This is a genomic window from Erythrobacter neustonensis (assembly GCF_001663175.1).
GTDB lineage: Bacteria > Pseudomonadota > Alphaproteobacteria > Sphingomonadales > Sphingomonadaceae > Erythrobacter > Erythrobacter neustonensis.
Window position 1 is genome coordinate 631,800 of sequence record NZ_CP016033.1, and the last position, 26,762, is coordinate 658,561.

At 64.9% G+C, this 26,762-nt stretch carries 20 protein-coding genes and 1 tRNA gene; 12 read left to right on the top strand and 9 right to left on the bottom strand.

From position 1 onward, the window contains the following. Positions 1 to 75: 75 nt before the first annotated feature. Genes A9D12_RS03045 through A9D12_RS03065 form a run of 5 tightly spaced genes read left to right on the top strand, consistent with a single transcriptional unit; the run spans position 76 to position 3,357 of the window. Entirely contained in the window at positions 76 to 732 is a 657-nt protein-coding gene (locus A9D12_RS03045; RefSeq protein WP_197489865.1) for a hypothetical protein, read from the top strand. Then, positions 732 to 1,214 (top strand): A24 family peptidase, encoded by a 483-nt coding sequence (locus A9D12_RS03050; RefSeq protein WP_068349678.1) that lies wholly within the window; start codon positions 732 to 734, stop codon positions 1,212 to 1,214. The genes A9D12_RS03045 and A9D12_RS03050 overlap by 1 nt, the downstream gene beginning before the upstream one ends. Before the next feature lie 12 nt (positions 1,215 to 1,226). Next, a complete protein-coding gene (locus tag A9D12_RS03055) occupies positions 1,227 to 2,498 on the top strand; it encodes a TadE/TadG family type IV pilus assembly protein (RefSeq protein WP_068349680.1) in 1,272 nt (423 codons plus the stop codon). Between the two features lie 5 nt (positions 2,499 to 2,503). Beyond that, complete coding sequence (locus tag A9D12_RS03060; RefSeq protein WP_197489866.1) at positions 2,504 to 2,959, top strand: TadE/TadG family type IV pilus assembly protein; 456 nt, start codon at positions 2,504 to 2,506, stop codon at positions 2,957 to 2,959. Then, the gene (locus A9D12_RS03065) at positions 2,956 to 3,357 is read left to right on the top strand and encodes a TadE/TadG family type IV pilus assembly protein (RefSeq protein ID WP_068349684.1); all 402 of its coding nucleotides are present in this window, start codon (positions 2,956 to 2,958) and stop codon (positions 3,355 to 3,357) included. Before A9D12_RS03060 ends, A9D12_RS03065 begins: the two co-directional genes overlap by 4 nt. Positions 3,358 to 3,384: 27 nt before the next feature. Here A9D12_RS03065 and A9D12_RS03070 read toward each other — a convergent pair whose 3' ends face one another. Beyond that, positions 3,385 to 4,035 (bottom strand): hypothetical protein, encoded by a 651-nt coding sequence (locus tag A9D12_RS03070; protein ID WP_068349686.1) that lies wholly within the window; start codon positions 4,033 to 4,035, stop codon positions 3,385 to 3,387. 240 nt (positions 4,036 to 4,275) lie between these two features. On the opposite strand from A9D12_RS03070, the gene A9D12_RS03075 reads away from it, so the two are divergent. The 5 genes from A9D12_RS03075 (at position 4,276) to purU (ending at position 9,328) form a co-directional block, all read left to right on the top strand. Beyond that, positions 4,276 to 5,007 carry a helix-turn-helix domain-containing protein gene (locus tag A9D12_RS03075; protein WP_068349688.1) on the top strand — a complete coding sequence of 244 codons (732 nt, stop codon included), beginning with the start codon at positions 4,276 to 4,278 and terminating at the stop codon, positions 5,005 to 5,007. 273 nt (positions 5,008 to 5,280) lie between these two features. Further along, positions 5,281 to 6,216, top strand: coding sequence for a sensor domain-containing diguanylate cyclase (locus A9D12_RS03080; protein WP_068349690.1), 936 nt, complete (start codon positions 5,281 to 5,283; stop codon positions 6,214 to 6,216). A 40-nt stretch (positions 6,217 to 6,256) separates the two neighbouring features. Then, positions 6,257 to 7,441 carry a formate-dependent phosphoribosylglycinamide formyltransferase gene (gene purT / locus A9D12_RS03085; protein ID WP_068349692.1) on the top strand — a complete coding sequence of 395 codons (1,185 nt, stop codon included), beginning with the start codon at positions 6,257 to 6,259 and terminating at the stop codon, positions 7,439 to 7,441. 10 nt (positions 7,442 to 7,451) lie between these two features. After that, positions 7,452 to 8,459 carry an NAD(P)H-dependent flavin oxidoreductase gene (locus tag A9D12_RS03090; RefSeq protein WP_068349694.1) on the top strand — a complete coding sequence of 336 codons (1,008 nt, stop codon included), beginning with the start codon at positions 7,452 to 7,454 and terminating at the stop codon, positions 8,457 to 8,459. A 2-nt stretch (positions 8,460 to 8,461) separates the two neighbouring features. Further along, positions 8,462 to 9,328 carry a formyltetrahydrofolate deformylase gene (gene purU, locus A9D12_RS03095; protein WP_068349696.1) on the top strand — a complete coding sequence of 289 codons (867 nt, stop codon included), beginning with the start codon at positions 8,462 to 8,464 and terminating at the stop codon, positions 9,326 to 9,328. Here purU and A9D12_RS03100 read toward each other — a convergent pair. Both A9D12_RS03100 and A9D12_RS03105 read right to left on the bottom strand, forming a co-directional pair. Next, the gene (locus A9D12_RS03100) at positions 9,325 to 9,774 is read right to left on the bottom strand and encodes a beta-lactamase hydrolase domain-containing protein (protein ID WP_068349698.1); all 450 of its coding nucleotides are present in this window, start codon (positions 9,772 to 9,774) and stop codon (positions 9,325 to 9,327) included. The genes purU and A9D12_RS03100 overlap by 4 nt on opposite strands. After that, on the bottom strand, positions 9,774 to 11,960 hold the full coding sequence (locus tag A9D12_RS03105; protein ID WP_068353542.1) for a PQQ-dependent dehydrogenase, methanol/ethanol family: 2,187 nt from the start codon (positions 11,958 to 11,960) through the stop codon (positions 9,774 to 9,776). Before A9D12_RS03105 ends, A9D12_RS03100 begins: the two co-directional genes overlap by 1 nt. A gap of 142 nt (positions 11,961 to 12,102) precedes the next feature. Between A9D12_RS03105 and A9D12_RS03110 the strand changes: the two genes are divergently transcribed. Beyond that, positions 12,103 to 12,987 carry a dienelactone hydrolase family protein gene (locus tag A9D12_RS03110; protein ID WP_068349700.1) on the top strand — a complete coding sequence of 295 codons (885 nt, stop codon included), beginning with the start codon at positions 12,103 to 12,105 and terminating at the stop codon, positions 12,985 to 12,987. 45 nt (positions 12,988 to 13,032) lie between these two features. Here A9D12_RS03110 and A9D12_RS03115 read toward each other — a convergent pair whose 3' ends face one another. Then, the gene (locus A9D12_RS03115) at positions 13,033 to 14,067 is read right to left on the bottom strand and encodes a sensor histidine kinase (protein WP_082925363.1); all 1,035 of its coding nucleotides are present in this window, start codon (positions 14,065 to 14,067) and stop codon (positions 13,033 to 13,035) included. Between the two features lie 167 nt (positions 14,068 to 14,234). After that, positions 14,235 to 15,221, bottom strand: coding sequence for a complex I NDUFA9 subunit family protein (locus A9D12_RS03120; RefSeq protein WP_068349704.1), 987 nt, complete (start codon positions 15,219 to 15,221; stop codon positions 14,235 to 14,237). Positions 15,222 to 15,761: 540 nt separating this feature from the next. On the opposite strand from A9D12_RS03120, the gene A9D12_RS03125 reads away from it, so the two are divergent. Continuing rightward, positions 15,762 to 15,848: transfer RNA gene (locus A9D12_RS03125), tRNA-Leu, on the top strand. 251 nt (positions 15,849 to 16,099) lie between these two features. Here A9D12_RS03125 and gltX read toward each other — a convergent pair. The 4 genes from gltX to rpoB all read right to left on the bottom strand — a co-directional run bounded on the left by gltX (position 16,100) and on the right by rpoB (position 26,659). Further along, positions 16,100 to 17,458, bottom strand: coding sequence for a glutamate--tRNA ligase (gene gltX / locus A9D12_RS03130; protein ID WP_068349706.1), 1,359 nt, complete (start codon positions 17,456 to 17,458; stop codon positions 16,100 to 16,102). Between the two features lie 40 nt (positions 17,459 to 17,498). Then, entirely contained in the window at positions 17,499 to 17,861 is a 363-nt protein-coding gene (locus A9D12_RS03135; protein ID WP_231889683.1) for a DNA-directed RNA polymerase subunit beta', read from the bottom strand. A gap of 225 nt (positions 17,862 to 18,086) precedes the next feature. Further along, positions 18,087 to 22,388, bottom strand: coding sequence for a DNA-directed RNA polymerase subunit beta' (gene rpoC / locus A9D12_RS03140; RefSeq protein WP_068349710.1), 4,302 nt, complete (start codon positions 22,386 to 22,388; stop codon positions 18,087 to 18,089). Between the two features lie 80 nt (positions 22,389 to 22,468). Beyond that, positions 22,469 to 26,659: a DNA-directed RNA polymerase subunit beta gene (rpoB, locus tag A9D12_RS03145; RefSeq protein ID WP_068349712.1), complete on the bottom strand. Its 4,191-nt coding sequence runs from the start codon at positions 26,657 to 26,659 to the stop codon at positions 22,469 to 22,471. Between the last annotated feature and the right edge of the window lie 103 nt (positions 26,660 to 26,762).

A 26,762-nucleotide genomic window follows, 5' to 3' on the forward strand; every position in this document is an offset into this window, starting at 1 on the left:
CTTGCCCGAATGCTGACGCTTACGACGGCGATGCTGGCGTTGTCGGCTTGCCAATCCTTCCCCTTGACCAGCTGGATGTTCAAACGTGGGGAACCCCGCGCTGCGCAGATGGTGCCTGACAGCGGCAGCGCGTCGTTGGCCGAGGGCCGCGCGGCATTGCAGGCCGGCCGGGTTGCAGCGGCTATCGGCCCGCTCCGGATGGCACTGATGGATCAGGCCACCCGCGCACCGGCGAGCAATGCGCTCGGGGTCGCCTATGCCCAGCTCGGCCGCGAGGATCTTGCCGAGCAGTTCTTCAAATCCGCGATCGCCGCCGATCCGGCCGACGAACGCTTCGTCGCCAACCTGCTCCGGCTTCAACACGCCGTTCTGGCGCGCAAGGCCAGTTCGGATGCCGCCCGTCTTGCCGTGCAGCAGGGTGCCTCGGGGAGCGACACCCGCGGCTTCGTGACCGAAAATCCAGCCGCCCCCGTCCAACCCGCGCGGCAGGCCGGCAATATCGAACGGCGTTCGCGCGGCGAGGTGTTCCTTGTGACGGCCACCGCCACCACCGCGCCGACCGCGACCGTCGGTTACCTCGCGCGGAAATCAGATGACAAGGCGGTGCCAAGCAACCCCGCCACGCCGGCGGCCAAGCCTACAGCCGCGCCCGCCGCCGCGCAGACGCGGATGATCGACAACCCGCTCGCGGGGGCGACTGCGGGCCCGGCCATGGCGGTCGAGCGGCCCTGATGGATCCTGCGCTCGCCCCGGCACTCGCGGTGGCTGTGCTGGCAGCGCAGTGCGCCGTCGCGGCCTATATGGATTTTCGCCACCGCGTGATCCCCAACCTTTTGTGCCTGTCGGTGATTGTCACCGGCGTCGCGGCAGGCGCGGTGACGCATGATCTTGGATGGGTCGCGATGGGACTTGCCCATGCGCTGATCGCCTTGCTGGTGGGGATGGCGCTGTTTGCCACCTCGGTGATCGGCGGCGGCGATGCGAAGTTCTACGCTGCCGTTGCCGTCTGGGTGCCCCTGAAATCGGCGTTCCTGATGCTGGTTGCGGTCGCGGCACTGGGTGTGGTGCTGCTGCTGATGTGGTTTCCCTTGCGAGCGCGGATCGCGGCGATGGCCCCGACCCCGGCCCGCGCGGCCGATTTCATGAAGCTTCCCTACGGCATGGCGATCGCGGCCGGGGGCTGGCTGACCTATTTCGTTTCGACCGGAAGCTAGGAAACCGATAGCATGACCGATGATCCGAACGTGTCTGCGCAAGCCCCACAGGGCACCTTCGCCAACCGGATAACGCGGCTGATGCGCGAGCAGGGCGGCGCAGCGGCGGCGACCTTTGCGATCATGCTTCCGGTCCTGATCGGGTTTGGCGCGCTCGCGATCGATGCCGGCGTGTGGTCGATCAACAGCCGGCAGGCACAGGGCGCCGCCGATCAGGCAGCCTATTCGGCCGCGATCGCCAGTGCCGCAGGCACCAACGCGGCAACCGAAGCGCGCGCGATTGCGGCCAGCATGGGCTTTGTCGATGGCGCCGATGGCGTAACGGTGACCGTCGACAACCCGCCTTCATCCGGGGTCTATTCCGGCGTCCCGACCTATTGGCAGGTCACGATCCGCCAGCCGCAAAGCCTCGGACTTGCGGCTGTATTCGCCGCCGGCGCGCCGACCGTCGTCGCCCGTGCGGTGGCCGGCACCGGCGGAGGCGGTTCCTGCGTGGTGGGCCTCGACACGGTAGGGCCGGCGATCACCTTTTCCAACAACACGATCTTCAATCAGGCCCAGTGCAACCTCTATTCGGCCTCGGGCATCAGCCTGCTGAACAACGTGCAGGTCACCAGTTCCCTCTATTCGGCAGGCGCGGTGACCACACGCCCTAATGCCACAGTGACGGGAACCCAGCAGCCGCTGCCGAGCGGCGGGCTCAACAATCCTTACGAGGACTTGACCGGAACCACGCCGACGAGCGGGGCTTGCATCGGCACCCAGCCGGTAAGGAATGGCGGGACCCTCAATCCGGGCAAGTATTGCCGCGGGTTCACCCTGGGCAGCAGCGCTGTCAACAAGACCATCAATTTCAATCCCGGCGTCTATTACATCGAGACGCAGTTCAGCGTTGCCAGCAACTTCACCTTCAACAGCCCATCGGGTGGTGTCACGCTGATCTTCAACATGGCTCCAAGCGCGGTTTCGATCCAGAATTTCAACACCTTCAATATCACCGCGCCCACATCCGGCACATACAGCGGTGTGGCCTTCATGAGCACGCGCGGCAACCGGACGACATCGTCGAAATTCACTTTCGGAAACGGCAACACGATCGCGGTGCAAGGCGCGTTCTATTTCCCCAACGCAGTGCTGGAAATGAACAACAACCTGACGGCAACCAAGTGCACCCAGCTGGTGGCATGGCGGGTGTTGCTGGAGAACAACGGCGCCATGAAAGCCAATTGTCCGGGCTCGGGTATCCAGGACTTCGGATCCGGCACGATAGCGCTGGTCGAATGATGGCCATGATCTTCCCCTCCTTCATCCGGCGATTGCGTTCCGACCGTTCGGGCGCCAGTGCTGCCGAATTCGCGCTGATTGTGCCGCTGCTGGCGCTGTTGATCACCGCAGCGATCGATTTCGGCGGCCTGATCTTCACCCGTCTGCAGGTCGCATCGGCCACCCACGCGGGCGCCAGCTATGCCGCAGCGCAAGGGTTCGACGAGGATGCGATCACCACTGCCATCACCGGAGGCGCATCGATCGCGGTCACCGCAGCAACGCCGATCGAAACCTGCGGCTGCCCGAACGCCGCGACCGGCATTACCGCCGCCGAATGCGGAGCGACCTGTCCGGCGGGCGGCCTGGCGGGCAATTACGTGACCGTCAGCGCAGCCACGAGTTATACGCTGATCTATTCCTGGCCGGGCCTGTCCAACCCCGTCAACGTGGTCTCGACCGCCGTGGTGCGGATCCCATGAAGCGCGCGATCGGGCGCAATCTCGCAGCCGCCGCGCGCAACACGTCAGGCGCGACCGCGGCTGAATTTGCGCTGGTGTTTTCGGTGATGGTGACGATGGTGTTCGGATCGATCGAACTTGGCCGCTTCATGTGGATCCGGAGCAGCCTGCAAACCGCGGTGGAGAAGGCGGCCCGGTGTTCCGCGTTGAACAGCGCCCAATGCACCACCTTTGCCGCGACCAAGACCTTTGCTGCGGACGCGGCAATGGGCGCGCCGGTCACCGCTTCCGTGTTCGACGTGACCGATGCCGATTGCGGACGCGTGGTTACCGCGTCTTACGTTTTCACGCCGATCACACCGCTGGTGCCGCTCGACGCGACCATGACCGCGCGGTCGTGCCGTGCGCTCAAACCATGATCCTGCCCCCCGCGTCCCGACAGACAGTCACCCGGCCAGCCTGAAGGCGTCGTCACTGCGCGAATAGCGCAGGTCGATCCCCACCGCGCGCAGGGCCTGCAGGCTTATCGGCCCGTCGCCTAGACCTGCGGCAACTCCGCCAGCACTCTGCGGCGCCGCGCGGGCCAGCAGCAGCTTCAGCGCGCGCCCATCGACCAGCAGCGCGCCGTCCTGTGCGACGATGATATCGAGCTTTCCCGCCCGCTCGCCCTGCACATAAACATCCTTTGCAATCCGGACTGGCGCAGCCGCCGCCGCATCCGTCTGGATCGCGGGATCTGCTGCCGGAGCCTGTGCAGCTTCCGCATCGGCCAGATAGTAACCCGCCCCCGAACGAAAATCGTTGCCAGTGCCCGGCACGCCGGGGCCTGCCTGCATGTCTTGCGCGTCTGCTGTGCCGCGCTGTGCCGGGGTGATTGCCGCCTGATTGCCGGGTGACCGCGCGTTGACGGGCACGCGGCCTTCGGTTGCCGCCATGGGGCCGACGCGCACGTCGTCGAGGGCAATCCTGACCGCCGGCGCCCCGGACAGCGGAAAGATCGCCGTGTGCTGCGCAATCGTGATCACCGCGGTCGAAAAGAACAGGGCATAGACCATCAGCCACTCCTCATCCCCGATATTGCGCTGATTTCCGCCCATCCGTGCCCCTCGCGCCTGACGGTTCGCCGATGAAGAGGCGCCGGCGGCGAGAATATCGAAGCCCCCGCTCTAAGCAAGCATCGTTCTGCAGCCACGGCCTGCCGCGCGACACTTCCGCTTTTTGCAAGTTAGCTTACTGGAGACGCAGTCTGCCCGGATTAACGCAATCGGGTAACCACATCTTAAAAACTTCACATCGAATGTTTGCTCGCTCATTCCCGAGCAAGGAGTTGACCATTCATGGCCATCAAGGCCCACCTCGATCAGACGGCTGCGGTATCGACCGTTCCCGGCCAAACCCCGCGCGGCGCGCCGCGCCGGGCCTTGTGGCTGGAAACCAGCGGCTTTTTCGGCGCAAACGACGGCGAAACGATCGCGGCGAATGTGACGGTGCACAATATCTCGGCCGACGGCCTCTTGCTTGAAACCGGCGTCACTCTTGTCGAAGGCGAAGAACTGGCGCTCGATCTGCCGCATGCCGGCAGCGTAGTTGCCACCGTCGCGTGGCGCAGCGGCCAGCTCTATGGCTGCGCCTTTGCTCAGCCGCTTGGCCCGGCTGCGCTCGCTGCAGCGCAGTTGCAGGGCCTCGCCGCGGGCGGACCGAAGGCCGGGGCAGCTGCGGCATATCAAAGCCACCCCCTGCCCGGCGCCCGTCAGGCAGCAGCCACCGGCAACGAAGCGCTTGGCGCGCGGCTCAACCGCCTGCGCCGCGAAGCCGGGCTGACGCTGTCGGATGTCGGCACTGCGCTCGGCGTCAGCAAGCCGACAGTGTGGGCATGGGAAAAGGGCAAGGCACGGCCCCTTCCCGAGCGGCTCGATGCGATTGCAGCGGCGCTCGGCGTCACCCCCGAAATGCTCGCCGCAGCGCCCGCGTCACGCGAAATCGATGCAGTGATCAACGAATGCCGCGCGCGCATCGCCGAAGCCTGCGGCACTGCGCCCGAAGCCGTGCGGATCATGATCGAAGTCTGAAGACTTCACCGCGTCGGGTTCCCGGCCCTAGTCCTGCCTACCTATGCGCCAAATACGTATTGGATAGACTGACCCGATCGCAAATTATGGTAAACGAAATCCGGAGGCGATTCGTATTTTAGTCGGGTGAATTCACTTCGCTAACGATAATACGCATTGTAGTCGGAAAAACAGGGGACTTTTTTCTTACGGCTACTTTGCGTTAGTTACCAAGTAATTCTGACTAGGAGCGAGTTGGCGAATCAATCGTTGGACCGCTGGGGCACTGTCGGCATGAAAATCGGGCTAAGCGACGTTGAAGGCCATGTTCTGCATGGTCTGTTGGAAGAGACTTCGGGCGATATCGTCATCCGGCTCGATGCCAGAGGCTTTATCATTCACGCCTCCGCCGGGATCGCCGAACTCGGGCTGGATGTCTCTGCCGCATTGCTGCTGCCGCATATCACCGATCTGGCGCAGCGCGATCATGCGGCATTTCTTGCCGCCCATGTCGAACGCGCGCTGAAGGGCTGCACCAAGGCCGGATGGGCCGAATTCCCGGTCGCGGCCTGCCCCGAGCGCGCGGTCTGCCAGGACCGGGCCTGCCGCGAGATCGGATGCGAGCGCTGGTATGCGCTCAGCCTCAAGCCGATGTGCACCCCCGATGGCACCCCCGATGGCGCCATGTGCCTGATGCGTTCGGTCCAGCACCTGCGCAGCCTCGAAGGCGAATTGCACGCCCGCGCGGTCACCGATCCCCTGACCGGGCTTGCCAACCGTCAGGCCTTTTGCGCCAGCCTGCGCCGCCACCTCGCCCGCGGCGGAGGGCAGATGGTCGCGGTGTTTGCGATCGATGCGATGCGCGCGCTGCGCTTGCGCTATGGCCAGCGGACCGCGGACGAAGTGTTGTGGGGCTTTGCGAAGTTTCTCGAAACGATGGCGCTGCCCGGGCACGAACCCGCGGTGCTCGATGGCGAACGCTTTGCGGTGCTGCTGCCCGATGTGACGGCGCAGGAGGCGCGCGAATGGGCCGAAGATGTGGTGCGCACGTTCACGGGGCTGGCTGCCTCGGCCTGCACCAAGACGCCGCGGCTGACGGCGAGCGCGGGGCTGGCGCGGGTCGAATGCACTGTCGACTGGACCTTGCGCGAAGCGGAACTCGGCCTTGTGCTTGCGCGCGCAGGCGGCGGGCGCAAGGTCGCGCTGGCAGGCAACCGCAAGGCCGCCTGACGCTGGACTTGGCGCGCGAGGCGGTTAAACCCCTTGCCCCATGAGCCATATTGCCACCATCCTGCTGCTCGGTTCGGGCGAGCTGGGCCGCGAATTCGTGATTGCCGCCAAGCGTCTCGGCGCGCGCGTGATTGCCTGCGACAGCTATGACGATGCGCCTGCGATGCAACTCGCGGACGGACGCGAGGTGTTCTCCATGCTCGACGGCGCGGCATTGCGCGCCGCCGCCGAAAAGCACCGCCCCGATCTGATCGTCCCCGAGATCGAAGCGATCCGCACCGAGGTGCTGGGCGATCTCGAGGCCGAGGGCTTCGCAATCGTCCCGTCCGCGCGCGCGGCGCAGCTGACCATGAACCGCGATGCGATCCGCGATCTGGCTGCGGGCGAGCTGGGGCTGGTGACCTCGCGCTATGGCTATGCGGAAAGTTTCGCCGAGTGTGAGGCGATCGCCGCGCGGATCGGCTATCCCCTCGTGATGAAGCCCGTCATGTCCTCTTCGGGCAAGGGTCAGAGCAAGGTCGACAAGCCGGAGGCGCTGGAGACGGCGTGGGACTATGCGGTTGCCAACATGCGCGGTGACCGGGCGCGGGTGATCGCCGAACAGTTCATCGCCTTCGACTATGAAATCACGCTGCTGACCGTGCGCCATGCCGGCGGCATCTCGTTCTGCCCGCCGATCGGCCACCGGCAGGAACGCGGCGATTACCGCGAAAGCTGGCAGCCTGCCGCGATGTCGCCCGCCGCGCTTGCCGCTGCGCAGGACATGGCCGCCAAGGTCGTGACGGCGCTGCAAGGCGAAGGGCGCGGCTGGGGGCTTTACGGGGTCGAGTTCTTCGTGCGCGGCGAGGAGGTGATCTTCTCCGAGCTATCGCCCCGCCCGCATGATACGGGCATGGTGACGCTGGCGAGCCAGGACCTGACCGAATTCGATCTGCACGCCCGCGCGATCCTTGGCCTGCCCGTGCCTGCCGAGATCGCTGCGCGCCCGGCCGCCTCGGCGGTAATCCTTGCCGACCGCGAGAGCGACAGCTTCGCCTTCGACGGCCTCGGCGACGCGCTGGCGCTGGGCGACACCGATGTGCGGATCTTCGGCAAGCCCGTCACCCGGCCCTACCGCCGGATGGGCGTGGCGCTCGCGCGCGCGGGCGATGCACCAGCGGCAGTGGAGCTTGCCAAGCAGGCCGCGCAAGCGGTTCGGATTGTCTATTCCTCCGGTTCGGACTAGGGCGCGCGCCATGCAAACCTATCCCCACACCGCCGCGATGATGAAGCGCGGCAGCGACTTCCTCGGCTGCGAAACCGCGATCCTGTGCGGCGCGATGAGCTGGGTGAGCGAGCGCAACCTCGTCGCCGCGATCAGCAACGCTGGCGGCTTCGGCGTGATCGCCTGCGGGGCGATGACCCCCGACCTCCTCGACACCGAAATCGCCGCGACCAAGGCGCTCACAGCCAAGCCCTTCGGCGTCAACCTCATCACGATGCACCCCGCATTGTTCGACCTGATCGCGGTGTGCGCGAGGCATGGCGTGACCCACGTGGTGCTGGCGGGCGGCATCCCGCCCAAAGGCTCGGTCGAGGCGATCAAGGACGCCGGCGCCAAGGTGATCTGCTTTGCCCCCACCCTCGCGCTGGCCAAGAAGCTGCTGCGTTCGGGCGCGGATGCGCTGGTGATTGAAGGCATGGAAGCGGGCGGGCATATCGGCCCGGTCTCGACCAGCGTGCTGGCGCAGGAAATCCTGCCCGCGCTGGCCGATGAGCACCTGATCTTCGTCGCCGGCGGCATCGGCCGGGGCGAGGCGATCGCCTCCTATCTCGAAATGGGCGCGGCGGGCGTGCAATTGGGCACCCGCTTCGCCTGCGCGACCGAAAGCATCGCGCATCCCGATTTCAAGAAGGCGTTCTTCCGCGCCAGCGCGCGCGAGGCGGTGGCCAGCGTACAGGTCGACCCGCGCCTGCCGGTGATCCCCGTGCGTGCGCTGAAGAACAAGGGCACCGAGGAATTCACCGCCAAGCAGCGCGAAGTCGCCGCACAGCTTGATGCCGGCAACGTCGACATGATGGAGGCGCAGCTCCAGATCGAGCATTACTGGGCAGGCGCGCTGCGCCGCGCGGTGATCGAAGGCGATGTCGAAAACGGCAGCGTGATGGCGGGCCAATCGGTCGGCATGGTGACGAAGGAAGAACCCGCCGCCGATATCATCGCCGAACTGATGGCCCAGTGCGAGAGCGCGCTCGCCCGCTAGGCATGACGCAGCCGCTCGTCCTGACGCTCGCCTGCGCCGACCGGCCCGGCATCACCGCGCAGGTGACGGGCTTTCTGTTCGAGCGGGGCGCGAATATCCTCGACGCGCAGCAGTTCAACGACCGCGCGGCGAACGGGGGCGAGGACCGCTTCTTCATGCGCGTGGTGTTCGATCCGGGCAGCGCGGCGGCGGACGATCTGCGCGCCGGTTTTGCTGGTCTTGCCGACAGCTTCGGCATGGAATGGAAGATGGCGCGCGAGGATCGCCCGCGCCGCACGCTGATCCTCGTCAGCAAGTTCGATCATTGCCTGGTCGATCTGCTCTATCGCTACCGCACGGGCGAATTGCCGATCGAGATCGTGGGGATCGTGTCGAACCACCCGCGCGAGGCCGCGATCCGGGTGGATATCGGCGCCATTCCGTTTCATCACATCCCCGTCACCCCCGAAACCAAGCCGCAGGCCGAAGCCGCGTTCCGCGCGCTGGCCGATGAAACCGATGCCGAACTGGTGGTGCTTGCGCGTTACATGCAGGTCTTCTCGGACGAACAATCCGCGCATTTCGCGGGCCGCTGCATCAACATCCACCATTCCTTCCTCCCCGGGTTCAAAGGGGCCAAGCCCTATCATCAGGCGCATGCGAGGGGCGTGAAGATCATCGGCGCGACCGCGCATTTCGTCACCGCCGATCTCGACGAAGGGCCGATCATCCATCAGGATGTCGAACGCATCACCCATGCCGACAGCCCCGAGGATCTGGTGCGCAAGGGCCGCGATATCGAACGCCGCGTGCTGGCCGAGGCCGTGCGGCTGTTTGCCGCCGAACGCGTGCTGATGAATGGCAACCGGACGGTGGTTTTCCGCGGCTAGGCCAGCAGCGCGCGCCACACTGCGGGCGCGCCGTCATCCTCCAGCGGGTTCCAGACCCGCGCCATGCGTGCGCGCGCCTCGGGCTCGGGAACGCCGCCAGCGCGGTCGATCAGATAGAAGAACGCGCTCACCCGCCAGTTCATGATGCAGTGGACGTGGGCGGGGCCGGGGTGCGCGGCGAGCGCGGCTTGCAACTCTGCGACGTGATCGAGGCGGGGCGCATCGAACGGCACCGGGATATGCGTATAGGCAATCCCCGCCGCCGCCATCAACGCGGCCTCATCGCGAAGCGCCTCGGGATGAGAGTCGAGCGCAAGGTTGATCACATGGCGCACGCCGATCGCCGCCAGCCGCGCCGGGTCATGCGCCTCAAGCCTGCCCGAAGTCGTGATCCCGTCCGCCCGCCGCTGCCAATTACGGATGTCGGCGGGATCGCCCGGCTGCATCAGCGCCGGGCGACCTTCTTGCTCGTCTCCAGCGCTTTATCATCGTTGGCGCGCTTGATGACATAGGCGCGGATCGCCTCGATCTCGTCCTTCGACAGCGATCCGGCAAAGCTGGCCATCCCGTTGTCCTTCAGCGCGCCATCATGCACCACCGCGCTCCAGGCGGCTGCGCTTTCGAGCGCGCCCGAACGCCGCAGATCGGGGAGCACGGTCGAACCCACCGCGCCCGGCGCATGGCACACCGCGCAATAGCGGCCATACTTGGCTTGCCCCACCGCGATCACCTGCGGCGAAGCGGTGCTGGGCGGCGGGTCGAGCGGCATGTCGGCGAGCGCCGGTTCGGCCGGGAGCTTGGTGGTGCCGCCGAGCTTGAAGACCAGCAGCCGGCTGATGTTGCGCACTGGCGCCTTGCGGTTGATCAGATCGCCATCGACCGACAGCGCATAGGCCCCGCCCCACCCCGCCAGCACCGCGACATATTGTTCGCCGCCCACGGTATAGGTGACGGGCGGCGCAACCACACCGGTCTGCGCCGCAAAGCTCCACAGCTTCTTGCCATTGGCCGCGTCATAGGCGTTGAATTCGCTTCCCGTGGTGCCCTGGAATACGAGGCCGCCGCCGGTTGCCAGAAGGCCGCCGTTCCACGGCCCCGGATGCTCGACCGTCCAGCGCGCCTTTTGCGCGACCGGGTCCCACGCGACCAGCATCCCGCGCAAGGTGCCCGCGACCTGCTTCCTGAAGCCCCCGTCGGGCGGCAGATCGCCCGCGCCAAGGTTGAAGCCGACATTGAACCCGCGCGCGCGGTCGGGCTTCCAGTCGGCTTCGGGGGCATACATCATCCCGGCCTCGAACGCGGGGATGTAGACGAGGTTTTCGGTCGGGCTGTAGGCCATCGGGTGCCAGTTGTGCCCGCCCAGCGCGCCGGGCGTCACCATCGCGGGCTTGCCGGTGCGGTCGACGCGGGTTTCGGGGTTCTCGATCGGGCGGCCCGTGACCGGATCGATCCCGCTCGCCCAATTGACGCTGACATAGGGCTTGGCGGAGATGAACTGCCCCGTCTCGCGGTCGATGACGTAGAAGAACCCGTTCTTGGGCGCCTGCATCAGCACCTTTCGCGCCTTGCCGTCGATTTCCATGTCGGCGAGCATGATGTGCTGCGTCGCGGTGAAGTCCCAGGTCTCGCCCGGCGTGGTCTGGTAGTGCCAGACATATTCGCCCGTCTTGGGCCGGATCGCGACGATGCTGGAGAGGTAGAGGTTGTCCCCCTCTCCGCCGCTGCCGTCCTTGGCCGGGCTGCGATAGGCGCGGTTCCACGGGGAGCCGTTGCCTACCCCGATATAGAGCAGGTCGAGATCGGGGTCGTAGGCCATCGAATCCCACACCGTGCCCCCGCCGCCGATCGCGTCGCTGGCGCCCAGCACATCCATGTTCCACGTCGCCGCAGCCTTCTGGAGATGCGCGGGCGCATCCTCGCCCTGCCCGCCCTCGGGGACGGTGTAGAATTTCCAGAGTTGTTCGCCGCTGCCTGCGTCGTAGGCGGCGACAAAGCCGCGCACCCCGAACTCCGCCCCGCCATTGCCGATGATCACCTTGCCATCGATCACCCGCGGCGCGCCGGTGATGGTGTAGCTTTTCGACTGGTCGACCGTGACCTTCTCCCACGCCACCGCCCCGGTGTTGCGGTCAAGCGCGATCAGCCGCCCGTCGAGCGCGCCGAAGAACAGCTTGTCCCCGTAAGCCGCCAGCCCCCGGTTCACCACGTCGCAGCACGCCTTGACCGCGGTTTCGCCGGGCACCTTGGGATCGAACTCCCACAAGGGCTTGCCGGTGGTCGCGTCGAAGGCCTTCACCTTGCTCCACGCGGTGGTGAGATAGAGCTTGCCATCGATCACCAGCGGGGTCGCTTCCTGCCCGCGCGCGGTGTCCATGTCGGCAAACCACGCCAGCCCCAACTGCCCCACATTCTCGCGGTTGACCCCATCGAGCGGGGAGAACCGCTGTTCGGAATAGGTGCGCCCGTGGCTGATCCAGTTGGCGCCGTCGCCGTCCGCGCCCACCAGCCGCGCGGTGGTGATGCCCTCGCCCCCAGCCGCAGCGCCCGCCTCGCTGCCCGGGAACATCTCGTTGCAACCCGCCAGCATCGCAGCCGACAGCAACACCGCCGCGCCCGCGGCCCACCGCTTCATGGTCATCGATCCCTCTCCCCGGGTTCTGTAATTTTGCGATCATGTTGCCGCGCGTTGGAACGGTTGTCCATTGCCACGTGTTGATCGCAGGCCCGGGCGCCAGAACTGATAGGCAGGGACGGGCGTGAAGGAGAGACAATCGATGTGCGATGAAAGCAAGCTTGCCGAGTGGGCAAAGGGCGCGCTCAGCCGCCGGCAATTCGGCGTATTGGGAAGCGTTGCCGCGCTTGGCGCCTGCACCGGCCCCGGCATGGGAGAGCCTGCCGGATCGGCCGGATCGTTGAGGCTGACCGAGGACCGCGTCACCTTTGCCGCCCCCGATGGCACGATCGACGGCTTCTTCGTGCGCCCCGCCACGGGCAGGCATCCGGCGGTGATCCTGTGGCCCGACATCGCCGGCCTGCGCGAAGCCAAGCGCAACATCGCGCGCACGCTGGCAGGCGCAGGCTACGCCGTGCTCGTCGTGAACCCCTATTACCGCGATGTCGCGGGCGAACAATTCGCCGACTTCGCCACCTTTGCCGCCGGCGGCGGGTTCCAGAAGGTCGGCCCGTGGCGCGGCAAGCTCACCGCCGAGGCGATCACGCGCGACACCATCGCGATCACTGACTGGCTCGACCGGCAGCCGGGCGTCGATACCGCGCGCGGGATCGGCACGCAGGGCTATTGCATGGGCGGCCCCTTCACCGTCTGGAGCGCGGCGGCCGTGCCCGCCCGCGTCAAGGTGGCGGCCAACTTCCACGGCGGCGGCCTGGTCCGTCCCGATGCGCCGATGAGCCCGCACAAGCTGCTGCAAAAGGTGAAAGCCGGTCTGCTGATCGCGGTCGCGCAGGACGACGATGCCAAGGCGCCCGCCGACAAGACCACCTTTGCCGACGCCGCAAAAGCCGCAGGGGTCGATGCGAAGGTCGAGGTCTATCCCGCCGATCACGGCTGGATGGTGCCCGACAGCCCGGCCTATGATGCCGCCGCCGCCGCGCGGGGCGAGGCCGAACTGCTCGCGCTCTATCGCCGCCGGCTTGCCTGACCCATGCGATCATCCCGGTCGCCGCCGGGATGATCGCCGCGGTCGTCAGCCGACGCGCTCAACCTGACATCCGGCCTCGTCGGCCTTGCCTGCGGTTTCGCGCACCGCAAAACGCAAGGTGTAGCAATAGGAGAGATCATCGAAGGTTTGTTGCGGATGCCCGTTCAGCGCCATAGACGCAAAATCTTCGAGGATCTGAGTGCCAAACCCTGCGCGCCGCGTTCCCGTTGCAGCTTCCTGCCGCGTTTCTGTCCATGACAGCGCGACCATGCCTTCATGATCTCGCGCCCATTTGACCGAAAGGCGCAGTCCGGATTGCCCCAAGGCCCCGTATTTCACCGAATTGGTCGCCAATTCGTGGAAGACCATGGCCAGCGTCTGCGATTGCTGTCCGTCAAGCGCGATCGGTTCGCCTTCGATCGCGACATTGTGCCGCGCGGCATCGAAATAGGGCGACAGCGCAATGTCGAGCGCGCGACGCAGATCCATACCCTCGCCGCGCGATTCGATCCGCATGTTCTCAACCAGATTGCGGATGCGCGGTTCGAACCGTTCGAGGAAGGTTTCGGGCGATCCGGCGTGATACACCATGCGCGCCAGCGACGAAGTGATCGCGGTTACATTGAGCGTGCGGTGCTGCAATTCGCGCATCAGGTATCGCGATGCCTCTTCGGCGCGCTTGCGTTCGGTGATGTCCTGCACCGCGGCCACCGCGGCCGCTGGCGGGCCATCGGACGCACCCTGCTCGCGGTACAACTGCTTGCGCGCATGGACCCAGCGAATTTCGCCATCGGCAGCAACGATCCGGTGGGTGAATTCGATCACATCGCGGTTGTCGGCTGCGATCAGATCGTCGACCAGCGCGATGATTCCGTCCTGATCGTCGGGATGGATCCGCCCGTGGAACGTGTCGCGCGCGATCACTTCGTCCGCATCAAGCCCGAAAATTTCCGCAGCCAGCGCATCGGGGACCGCGACGTTTTCCGCATAATCGATGATGATCATTCCGATCCGCCCGAGTTTAAGTCCCACGGTTTTGTGGTCCTCGTTCAGGACAAGATTATTCCTCACGATACGCATCGCGCCTTCCTTCGACCAACCCCCGTTGGAACTCAGGCGCTTCTTATCTAGGGTTAAAAAGTGGTGCAAGCGGCGCAAAAGGACTGCGGACGGTATTCGCCCGAACCGTGCTGCAAAGTCACATTATGGCGCAGCGGCGGAATATTCCCGCCATCGCTGGTGTGCGCTCAGCGCTTGTAAAGCTTGGCGCGTTCGTTCTGTGCGCCGAAACGGCCATGCTTGCGATAACGCAGCATCCACTTGTCGAGGAACAGGCCCAGCGGCTTGGCCTCGATCCCCATGTCGGCCAGCGTCAGCGCGCCGGGTGCGACCGTGCTGCCGGGTTTGAGCAGCGTCCACTGGTCGCGGCTCATCGGGGTCAGCGGCAGCGCGGCAAAGGCGGCGCTGATGCCGTCGGGCATGGGCAGGAACATGCGCTTCCTGCCTTGCGCGGCGGCGATGCGTTCATGCAGTTCCAGCATGCCGATCTGTTCGGGGCCGCCCAGTTCATAGGTGCGCCCGCCGTGAAGCTCGGGATGTTCGAGCGCGGTCGCAACCGCTTCGGCGACATCGTCGGCATAGACGATCTGGAGCTTGGCCTCAGGCGCGAAGACCGGGATCGCCGGCAGCATCTCGATCAGCCCGGCGAACATGTTGATGAACTGGTCGTCCTTGCCGAAAATGATCGACGGCCGCAGGATCGTCGCATGCGGAAAAGCGGCGCGGGCATTGGCCTCGCCCATCGCCTTGCCGCGCGCGTAATCGGTAGGGGAATTGGCATCGGCGCCGATCGCGCTGATCTGCACCAGCGCCTTGATCCCGCGTGTGGCCGCTTCCTGCGCGATCGTGCCCGGCGCCTCGCCCGTCAGCTTGATCAGGTCGCCGCCGAACGCGCCAACCAAATTGACCACCCGGTCCGCCCCGTCGAGCGCAGCGGCGACATGTTCTTCGCGCGTGATGTCGCAGGGCATCAGCTGTAGCTGGCCCAGATTGGCGAGCGGCTTGAGGCCCTGTGCCTTGGAGGGCGCGCGGCTCGCCAGCCGCACCCGCGCGCCGCGGGCCAGCAGGCTCTGCGCGACATAATTGCCGAGATAGCCGGTGCCGCCGAAGATCGTGACAAGCTCGCCGGTAAGCGTTGCGGACGAAGAAGGGGACGCGGAAAGAGCGGAAGACATCGGCAAAGGGCTCGCTGGTGGTGGCTGCGGGTTCTGGTCGCACGCGCTTTGCGACATGCGGGCCGCAGAGGCAAGGGGGCGATGGGCTGACGCGCGCGGGCGCGAACAGGCGCGGGGGCACGGATGTCGCGGCGCATGGTCTGCGCGCGCGCAGGGCGGACGGCAAAAGGCGGTGTTGTCGGCGCCGCGGCTGCGGGCGGCATGCTTGCGGCATGGTCGCTCGTTCGCGGCCGCGTGATTTTTCGCGGCGGTAACGGCGGCGTGACAAGGATGGTGCGGCCGCCGCGCGACCTGGGGTGATGAATTCCTGATTCCTCACCGGCCCCAGCACCCTTTCAGACCCCGCCTTGCCCGTTCTTGCCCCCCGCTTGCCCAACTCTTGCGCGCTTTTGCCACCCGTTAGCCCTGCAAAACCGCCAATGTTTCACGTGAAACACGCTGTTTGCAAAGATTATCGAGGTAAGCATTGACAGCCCCCCAACCCCCGGCTAATCGCCCGCCCCTACCCAGCCTCCGGCGACGACGACCGGAAGCATCCGTGCCCAGATGGCGGAATTGGTAGACGCACCGTCTTCAGGTGGCGGCGCTCGCAAGGGCGTGGAGGTTCGAGTCCTCTTCTGGGCACCAAACACTACCGTGAAAATGACGAGGAAACTCCCTCACGCACCATCTTAGGGTGATGCGGGGGGTGTATGAGGCTTTTGTCTTCAGGAGCGGAAGATTCTCGTCTGGCTAAGGCCAGCCATCAACCGCTGCGGATTAATCCTGCGCAGAACAGGCAATCGCACCTCAACACGCCCCCTACTTTGGAAACGAGAATCGCCCACCCAACTTATCCTGCACTCCGCCTGGGCGCCCGCGCGCGCTGGCGTCGTGCCTTAGAGTGCGGATTGGCGCAGACGCGCGCGGGCTTCTGTCTCTCCGATCAGGAGGAGCAGTTCGCTCATGTCGGGGCCGTGGTCCATTCCTGTCAGCGCCTGTCGCAGCGGGAGGAACAGCGCACGTCCCTTGCGGCCGGTGCTCTCCTTCAAAGCGGTGGTCAGCTGTTCCCATGGATTGTTGCACCACACCAGCGCGGTCGCGGCAGCTTCGAGGAAAGCCTTGTCCTCGCTCTGAAACTCACGCGCTTCGATCGGGCCGGTGACCAGGCGCCACCACTCTGCCGCCTCGGCGACATGCGCAAGGTTCGGGCGAACCGCGTGCCAGCCGGCCGCATCCATGCCGGCGGGCAACCGTCCTGCCACCGCCGCGTAAGGCAACTGGTGGACGATGCCTGCATTCAGCCGCTCAAGATCAGCCTCGTCGAATTTGGCGGGTGCACGGCCGAATGTGGCAAGTTCGAAGCTGTCGATCAGCACGCTGCGGTCGGCGATCGGCTCGATCGGCAGCGAGGTGCCAAGCCGCGCGAGCAGCGCAATGATGGCCGCAGGCTCGATTCCGCGCTCACGGAACGCATCGCATCCCAGCGATCCGAGCCGCTTCGAGAGCTTGCCTTCGCGGCCCACCAGCAAAGCCTCGTGCGCGAAAGCAGGGAGCGTGCCGGCCTCGGCGCCCTCCCCACCGAAACCCGAAGCGTGAAGCGCGGTGAATATCTGGATCTGCACTGCAGTATTGGAGACATGATCCTCGCCGCGCAGGACCTGCGTCACCCCCATGTCGATATCGTCGACCGCGCTCGGCATCATGTAGAGCCACGACCCGTCGGCCCGGCGGATGACCGGGTCGGACAGCTGTGCCGCATCGAACTTCTGCGGCCCGCGGATGCCATCATCCCACATGATCGGCTCGGCTTGGTCTAGCTTGAACCGCCAGTGCGGTGCGATCCCTTCGGCGCGTTTTGCGGCCTGTTCGGCCTCGGTCAGGTTGAGCGCGCCGCGATCGTAGATCGGCGGCAGTCCGCGCGACAGCTGGATCTTGCGCTTGACGTCGAGCTCCTGCGCGGTTTCGAAGCATGGGTATATCCGCCCCGCCGCCTGCAGCGCGTCGAAGGCGGCCTGATAGCGGTCGAGGCGCCCCGACTGGCGCTCTTCGCGGTCCCAGTCGAACCCGAGCCAGGTCAGGTCCGCGCGGATCGCCTCCACATATTCCTCACGGCTGCGCGCAGCGTCGGTGTCGTCGATCCGCAGAATGAAGGTTCCGCCGGCCTTGCGCGCGAGCATCCAGTTATGGAGCGCGGTGCGGATGTTGCCGACGTGCAGGCGGCCGGTGGGCGACGGGGCAAAACGGGTGGTGGTCATGCGGCCTGCGGTAGAGCGCCGGCTCGCCCCCCGCAAGCGGTCAGAGTGCGCGGATCTCCGCAGCGGCGAGGGCGAGCGCGCTATCCCACAGTCGGTGCGCGCGTTCGGGCCGGATGAACCCGTCGAGTGCGGCTTCGAACGCACGGCGATCGCCTTGCGCCGCCGCATCGACAATCGCGCCGATCGTCGCCTCGTCATGACTGAGCAGGCGGCAGCAGAAGCGCGACACCGCGATGTTTTCCGGCCAGTGCGCTGCAATGTCCTGCACGAGTACGAGAGCCTTTGCCGCGACATCGACCGAACCGAGCCGGGTGGCCAATTCCGGCACCGGATCACGGCCAAGCCGTTCGTGCAGCGCAACAAGCCGCAAGGTATGAATGAACCGCGCACCTACCGGGCCCAAGATGGACGCTCGCGGTGGTTCCGCCAGTCGGGCGATGATTGCGCGCGTCGCGGCGGTGGGTGTGTGGCGGTAAGACATGGCAATTCGCTTTGCTTGTTGAGCGCCGGACGACCCTACCTTGTTGCGACTGATTTGCAATAGCGCAAATTTGCGGGGGCAAAGAAAAGCCCCGCCGAAGCTTGCGCTCGGGCGGGGCCAATTTCTTAAGAAAAGATAGCGGCGGGCTTATTCTTCACCCGCATCCTCGACATCCGCTGCCGGGGCGGCGGCGGCCATCGCAGCCATCGCTGCCTTCATCTTCTCTTCCGAACCGATGGCATCGGCCGCCGGTTCGACTTCGCGCTGCCCCGAAGCGGACAGGGCTTCCTGCTGCTTCTTCCACGCCGCCTTCAGCGCCGCATCGCGGCTGTTGGCGGTGACCCGCAGGCGGTTCATGCCCGCGCCGGTACCGGCGGGGATGAGACGACCGACGATCACGTTTTCCTTCAGACCGATCAGCGTGTCCTTCTTTCCTTCGACCGCCGCCTGCGTCAGCACGCGGGTGGTTTCCTGGAACGACGCTGCCGAGATGAACGAGCGGGTCTGCAGCGACGCCTTGGTGATGCCGAGCAGCACGGGGTTGCCCGATGCGCCCTGCTTGCCCTTGGCCAGCTTGCCGTTGACCTCCAGCATCTCTGCCAGATCGACCTGTTCGCCCGGCAGCAGGGTGGTGTCCCCGCCATCGGTGATCTCGACCTTTTGCAGCATCTGGCGAACGATCACCTCGATGTGCTTGTCGTTGATCTTCACGCCCTGCAAGCGATAGACTTCCTGAATCTCATCGACGAGATACTCGGCCAGCGCTTCGACACCCATGACCTCGAGGATGTCGTGCGGGTTGGGCGAGCCGGAAACAAGGGTGTCACCCTTCTTCACGTAATCGCCTTCCTGCACGTCGATCACCTTGGTCTTGGCGATCAGGTATTCCACCGGATCCCCTTCCTCAGGGATAATCGCGATCTTGCGCTTGGCCTTGTATTCGCGGACGAATTCGATCCGGCCGGAGATCTTGGCGATCACCGAAACGTCCTTGGGCATACGCGCCTCGAAGAGTTCGGCAACGCGCGGCAGACCGCCGGTGATGTCGCGGGTCTTGGCAGCTTCACGGCTGGCACGGGCGAGAATGTCACCCGCCTGCACCGTGTCGCCATCGCTGACCGACAGCGTCGTACCCGGAGCGAGCATGTAACGTGCCGCTTCGATTTCGCCGCTGCCTTCGGCCAGAAGGGTGAGCCGCGGACGCAGGTCTTCCTTCTTCTTGCGGCCGGTGGCACGGTTTTCGGTCACCACGCGCTGGGCGATGCCGGTGGCGTCGTCCATCTGTTCCTCGAGCGTGATGCCCTCGGCCAGATCCTGGTACTTCACCACACCCGACTGTTCGGTGATGATCGGCAGGGTGAAGGGATCCCACTCTGCCAGACGGTCGCCGATCTTGACCTGCGCGCCGTCCTTGATCTTGATCACCGTACCATAGGGCACCTTGTGCATTTCGCGCTCGCGCCCTTCGGCGTCGATCACGGCGATTTCGCCGCTGCGCGACAGGCTCAGGATGCGGCCCATCTTGTCGGTGATGGTCTGCATCTCGCGATACTCGACCTTGCCGTCCGAAATTGCCTCGAGGTGCGAAGTTTCGTTGAGCTGCGCCGCGCCGCCGATGTGGAAGGTCCGCATCGTCAGCTGGGTACCGGGCTCACCGATCGACTGCGCGGCGATAACGCCGACAGCTTCACCGATATTGACCGGCGTCCCGCGAGCAAGATCGCGGCCGTAGCAGGTGCCGCACACGCCCATCTCGGCTTCGCAGACCAGCGGGCTGCGGATCTTCGCCGACTGCACTTCTGCCGCCTCGATCGCCTTGACCATCGCTTCGTCGATCAAGGTCAGCTTGGGCACGATCACCTCGCCCGTGGTCGCGTTGACGATGTCTTCCATCGTCGTGCGGCCAAGGATGCGCTCACCCAGCGAAGCGATCACGCTGCCGCCCTGGATGATGGCGCGCATTTCGAGGAAGTTCTCGGTGCCGCAATCATCCTCGACGATGACGCAATCCTGCGACACGTCGACCAGACGACGGGTGAGGTAACCCGAGTTCGCGGTCTTCAACGCGGTGTCCGCAAGGCCCTTACGGGCGCCGTGGGTCGAGTTGAAGTATTCAAGAACGGTCAGACCTTCCTTGAAGTTCGAGATAATCGGGGTCTCGATGATTTCGCCCGACGGCTTGGCCATCAGACCGCGCATCCCGGCGAGCTGCTTCATCTGCGCCGGGCTACCACGTGCGCCCGAGTGGCTCATCATGTAGATCGAGTTGATCTGGGCTTCCTTGCCCGTCTCGCCGTCGATCGGCTGCGCCTTGATCTCGGCCATCATCGCGTCGGCGACCATGTCACCGCACTTCGACCAGGCGTCGATCACCTTGTTGTACTTTTCCTGCTGCGTGATCAGACCGTCCTGATACTGCTGCTCGTACCCGGCAACCAGTTCCTTGGTCTCGTCGACCAGCTTGTCCTTGGCATCGGGGATGATCATGTCGTCCTTGCCGAAGCTGATCCCGGCCTTGAACGCGTGGCGGAAGCCCAGCGCCATGATGGCGTCGGCAAAAAGCACAGTGTCCTTCTGCCCGGTGTGACGATAGACCTGGTCGATCACGTCACCGATCTCGCGCTTGGTCAGCAGACGGTTGATGATGTCGAAGGGAACCTTGTGGTTCTTCGGCAGGCATTCACCGATCAGCATCCGGCCCGGAGTCGTGACGAAGCGCTTCATCGCCACCACGCCGCTTTCATCGGCCTGCGGAACGCGGGCGATGATGCGGGTGTGAAGCGTGACCGCCTTGGCTTCGAGCGCCTGGTGCACTTCGGCCATGTCGGCAAAGCGCGGCAGCTTCTCGATCTTGCTGCCGTCCTTGTCCTCGATGAACTCGGGGTGCTTCTCCTGACGTTCCATCGACAGGTAGTAGATCCCCAGCACCATGTCCTGCGAAGGCACGATGATCGGCTTGCCGTTCGCGGGCGAGAGGATGTTGTTGGTCGACATCATCAGCACGCGCGCTTCGAGCTGGGCTTCCAGCGACAGCGGCACGTGGACCGCCATCTGGTCACCGTCGAAGTCGGCGTTGAACGCCGAGCAGACGAGCGGGTGCAGCTGGATTGCCTTGCCTTCGATCAGCACGGGCTCGAACGCCTGGATGCCCAGACGGTGCAGCGTCGGCGCGCGGTTGAGCAGCACGGGGTGTTCGCGGATTACCTCGTCGAGGATGTCCCAGACTTCCTTGCGCTCCTTTTCGACCCACTTCTTGGCCTGCTTCAGGGTCATCGACAGACCCTTGGCGTCAAGCCGTGCGTAGATGAACGGCTTGAACAGTTCGAGCGCCATCTTCTTGGGCAGGCCGCACTGGTGCAGCTTCAGCTCAGGCCCGGTCACGATCACCGAACGGCCCGAATAGTCGACGCGCTTGCCGAGCAGGTTCTGACGGAAGCGGCCCTGCTTGCCCTTGAGCATGTCGGACAGCGACTTCAGCGGACGCTTGTTGGCGCCGGTGATGACACGGCCACGGCGGCCGTTGTCGAACAGGGCGTCGACCGCCTCCTGCAACATGCGCTTTTCGTTGCGCACGATGATGTCCGGCGCGCGCAGTTCGATCAGGCGCTTCAGACGGTTGTTGCGGTTGATCACGCGGCGGTAAAGGTCGTTGAGGTCCGACGTCGCGAAACGGCCACCATCGAGCGGCACCAGCGGGCGCAGTTCGGGCGGGATCACCGGGATCACTTCGAGGATCATCCATTCGGGGCGGTTGCCCGAATCGATGAAGCTTTCGACGACCTTCAGACGCTTGATGATCTTCTTGGGCTTGAGGGTCGACTTGGTGGTCGCCAGTTCCTCGAGCAGGGCATCGCGCTCGGCTTCGAGGTCAAGCTGCATCAACATGGTGCGCACGGCTTCCGCGCCGATATCGGCGGTGAAGGCGTCTTCGCCATATTCGTCCTGCGCTTCGAGGAGCTCGTCCTCGGTCATCAGCTGGAACTTCTCGAGCGGGGTCAGGCCCGGCTCGGTGACGATGTAGCTTTCGAAATACAGCACGCGCTCGAGCTGCTTGAGCTGCATGTCGAGCAGCAGGCCGATGCGCGAAGGCAGCGACTTCAGGAACCAGATGTGCGCGACGGGCGCGGCCAGTTCGATGTGGCCCATGCGCTCGCGGCGCACCTTGGTCACGGTGACTTCGACGCCGCACTTTTCGCAGACGACGCCCTTGTACTTCATGCGCTTGTACTTGCCGCACAGGCACTCGTAGTCTTTCACGGGGCCGAAGATGCGCGCGCAGAACAACCCGTCACGCTCGGGCTTGAACGTGCGGTAATTGATCGTCTCGGGCTTCTTGATCTCGCCATAGGACCACGAGCGGATGCGCTCCGGCGAGGCGATGCCGATCTGGATCTGGTCGAAGGTTTCGGGCTTCGCCAGCTGGTTGGTGAATTTGGTCAGGTCGTTCATGACTGTGTTCCCTTAGGGGGATGAATTTCATTTGCGGCGGTGGCGGGGGGCCCCGATCGTCCTCGCGGCCCCCGCGCCGCTTATTCCGCTGCCTCCAGCATCTCGCCGTCGTCGTCCTCGTCGAGGACCGACTTCAGTTCGACATTGAGGCCGAGGCTGCGCATTTCCTTGACGAGAACGTTGAAGCTCTCGGGAATGCCGGCCTCGAAGGTGTCGTCGCCCTTGACGATCGCTTCGTAGACCTTGGTGCGGCCGACCACGTCGTCGGACTTCACCGTCAGCATTTCCTGCAAGGTGTAGGCTGCGCCGTAAGCCTGGAGCGCCCAAACCTCCATTTCCCCGAAGCGCTGGCCGCCGAACTGCGCCTTGCCGCCCAGCGGCTGCTGGGTGACGAGGCTGTAGGGGCCGATCGAACGGGCGTGGATCTTGTCGTCGACCAGGTGGTGCAGCTTGAGCATGTAAATGATGCCCACGGTCACCTTGCGGTCGAACGCCTCGCCGGTGCGGCCGTCGTAAAGGACGCTCTGGCCCGAGGAATCGATCCCCGCCTTGACCAGCATGTCCGAAACGTCGGCTTCACGCGCGCCGTCGAACACCGGGGTCCCCATCGGCACGCCGGCCGCAAGGTTGCCCGCCAGTTCGACGATATCGGCGGTCGAGCGGCTTTCGAGATCCTCGAAATACTGGTCGCCGTAGATATCCTTCAACCGGTCCACGACCGCAGCGGGCGGTGCCACGTCGGCAAAATCGCGGGCCGCGTTCGGATTGGCAGCGCGCCAATCGTCCAGCATGTCCTTGATTTCGTGACCCAGCGCACGTGCCGCAAAGCCGAGGTGCGTTTCGAAGATCTGTCCGACGTTCATGCGCGAAGGCACGCCCAGCGGGTTCAGCACGAGGTCGACATGCGTCCCGTCGGCGAGGAACGGCATGTCCTCGATCGGCAGGATGCGGCTGATCACGCCCTTGTTCCCGTGACGGCCGGCCATCTTGTCGCCCGGCTGCAGCTTGCGCTTCACCGCCACGAAGACCTTGACCATCTTGAGCACGCCCGGAGCGAGTTCATCGCCGCGCTCCAGCTTTTCCTTGCGGTCGTGGAACTTGGCATCGATCAGCGCGACGGCTTCGTCGTACTGGCTCTTCACCGCCTCGATCTGCGCCTGACGGCCATCTTCGGCCACCGCGAACTTGAACCATTCGTGGCGTTCGATGCCTTCGAGCATCGCGTCGGTGATTTCCTCGCCCTTCTTCACGCCCTTGGGCGCTGCCGAGGCGGTCTGCCCCATCAGCATGTCCTTGAGACGGTTGTAGGTCGCACGGTTGAGGATGTTGCGTTCGTCAGCCGCGTCCTTGCGGAGGCGTTCGATTTCCTCGTTCTGGATCGCGCGGGTACGGTCGTCGATCTCGATCCCGTGGCGGTTGAACACCCGGACCTCGACGATCGTGCCCGCAACGCCCGGCGGCAGACGCAGCGAGGTGTCACGCACATCGCTCGCCTTTTCGCCGAAGATCGCGCGCAGCAGCTTTTCTTCCGGCGTCATCGGGGATTCGCCCTTGGGCGTGATCTTGCCGACGAGAATGTCACCGGGGTGAACTTCCGCACCGATATAGACGATGCCCGCCTCGTCGAGGTTGCGCAGCGCTTCCTCGCCGACGTTGGGAATGTCGCGGGTGATGTCTTCCGGCCCGAGCTTGGTGTCACGCGCCATGACTTCGAACTCCTCGATGTGGATCGAGGTGAAGACGTCGTCCTTCACGATGCGCTCGCTGATCAGGATCGAGTCTTCGTAGTTGTAGCCATTCCAGGGCATGAACGCGACGAGGCTGTTCTTGCCCAGCGCCAGCTCACCCAGATCGGTCGAGGGACCGTCGGCAATGATGTCGCCCTGTTCGATCACATCACCCACCTTCACCAGCGGACGCTGGTTGATGCAGGTGTTCTGGTTCGAACGCTGGAACTTCTGGAGCGTGTAGATGTCGACGCCCGACTGGCCTGGTTCGACATCGCCGATGGCGCGGATCACGATACGGGTCGCATCGACCTGGTCGACGATCCCGCCACGCTTTGCCGCGATCGCTGCACCCGAATCGCGCGCAACGGTTTCTTCCATGCCGGTGCCGACCCAGGGCGCTTCCGCCTTGACCAGCGGCACGGCCTGACGCTGCATGTTCGAACCCATCAGCGCGCGGTTGGCGTCATCGTTTTCCAGGAACGGGATAAGCGATGCCGCGACCGAGACCAGCTGCTTGGGGCTGACGTCCATCAGCGTCACGTTTTCACGCATCGCCATCAGGTTGTCGCCGTTGTGACGCGCCGAAACCAGCTCTTCGACGAAGCTGCCGTCTTCGGTCAGCTCGGCCGAAGCCTGCGCCACGGTGTGCTTCTGCTCTTCCATTGCCGAAAGATAGATCACGTCCGCGGTCACCTTGCCGTCGATCACCTTGCGGTACGGCGTTTCGATGAAGCCATACTTGTTGACGCGGCTGAAGCTTGCGAGGCTGTTGATCAGACCGATGTTCGGGCCTTCGGGCGTTTCGATCGGGCAGATGCGGCCATAGTGCGTGGGGTGAACGTCGCGGACTTCAAAGCCCGCGCGCTCGCGCGTCAGACCACCCGGCCCGAGCGCGGAAACGCGGCGCTTGTGGGTGACTTCCGAGAGCGGGTTGGTCTGGTCCATGAACTGCGACAGCTGCGAGGAACCGAAGAACTCACGCACCGCGGCAACGGCCGGCTTGGCGTTGATGAGGTCGTTCGGCATCACGGTCGACACGTCGACGCTGCTCATGCGCTCCTTCACCGCGCGCTCCATGCGCAGCAGGCCGACGCGGTACTGGTTCTCCAGCAGCTCGCCCACCGAACGCACGCGGCGGTTGCCGAGGTTGTCGATGTCGTCGACTTCGCCCTTGCCGTCCTTGAGGCCGACCAGTTCCTTCACCACCGCAAGGATGTCTTCCTTGCGCAGCGTGGTGACGGTGTCCTCGCACTCGAGGCCCAGACGCATGTTGAGCTTCACGCGGCCCACGGCCGACAGGTCATAGCGTTCGGCATCGAAGAACAGGCCTTCGAACAATGCCTCGGCGGTTTCCTTCGTCGGCGGTTCGCCCGGACGCATAACCTTGTAGATTGCTTCCAGACCCTCGTCGCGGTTCTCGGCCTTGTCGGCCTTGAGCGTGTTGCGGATCCAGGGACCGGTGTTGATCTCGTCGATGTCGAGCAGCGGCAGCTGGTCGATCCCGGCCTTGTCGAGAATGTCGACATGCTCGAGCGTCAGCTCGTCACCGGCTTCGACATAGATGCGGCCCGTGCTCTCGTCGATCATGTCGACCGCGGCATAGCGGCTGACGACTTCCTCGACCGGGAGCAGCAGTTCGGTGAGACCGTCCTTGGCCGCCTTGTTCGCGGCACGCGGGCTGATCTTCTGACCGGCGGGGAAGATTTCCTCGCCCGTCGCGGCATCGACCAGTGCGAAGGTCGGCTTGGCATTGCGCCAGGCTTCGGCGTGGAACGGGATCTTCCAGCCGTCCTTGGCGCGCTCCCACGTCACGGTGTTGTAGAAGTGGCTGAGGATATCCTCGGCATCGAGGCCGAGCGAATAGAGCAGCGCGGTGACCGGCAGCTTGCGCTTGCGGTCGATACGCACGTTGACAATGTCCTTAGCGTCGAATTCGAAGTCGAGCCACGAGCCGCGGTAGGGGATGACGCGGGCGGCGAACAGCAGCTTGCCCGACGAGTGCGTCTTGCCGCGGTCGTGATCGAACAAGACGCCCGGCGAACGGTGCATCTGCGACACGATCACGCGTTCGGTGCCGTTGATGATGAAGGTGCCGTTGTCCGTCATCAAGGGCATGTCGCCCATGTAGACGTCCTGCTCCTTGATATCGAGCACCGAGCGGGTTTCGGTTTCGCTGTCGACCTCGAACACGATCAGGCGCAGCGTGACCTTCATCGGCGCGGCATAGGTGATCCCGCGCTGACGGCACTCGGTGGTGTCGTACTTGGGCTCTTCGAGTTCGTAATGCACAAAATCGAGCTCGGCGGTGCCGGCGAAATCGCGGATCGGGAAGACCGAACGCAGGGTCTTTTCAAGGCCCGAGACATAGCCCGTGGCCTTGTCCGAACGCAGGAACTGCTCATACGATTCGCGCTGAACCTCGATCAGGTTCGGCATCTGCACCACTTCGTGGATGTCGCCGAAGATCTTGCGGATGCGCTTCTTGGCGGTCCCTTGCGCCTTGCGGCTGCGGGTGACGGGCGGCTTCGCCTTGGTTGCCATGGAGGGGTCTTGCCTCTTCAATTGGGCCGCACGAAGGATCGTCGTGCGGACGGGAAAAATCGCGGTCGTGTCCACGCGAAAGATCGGGCCATTTCCAACGCGC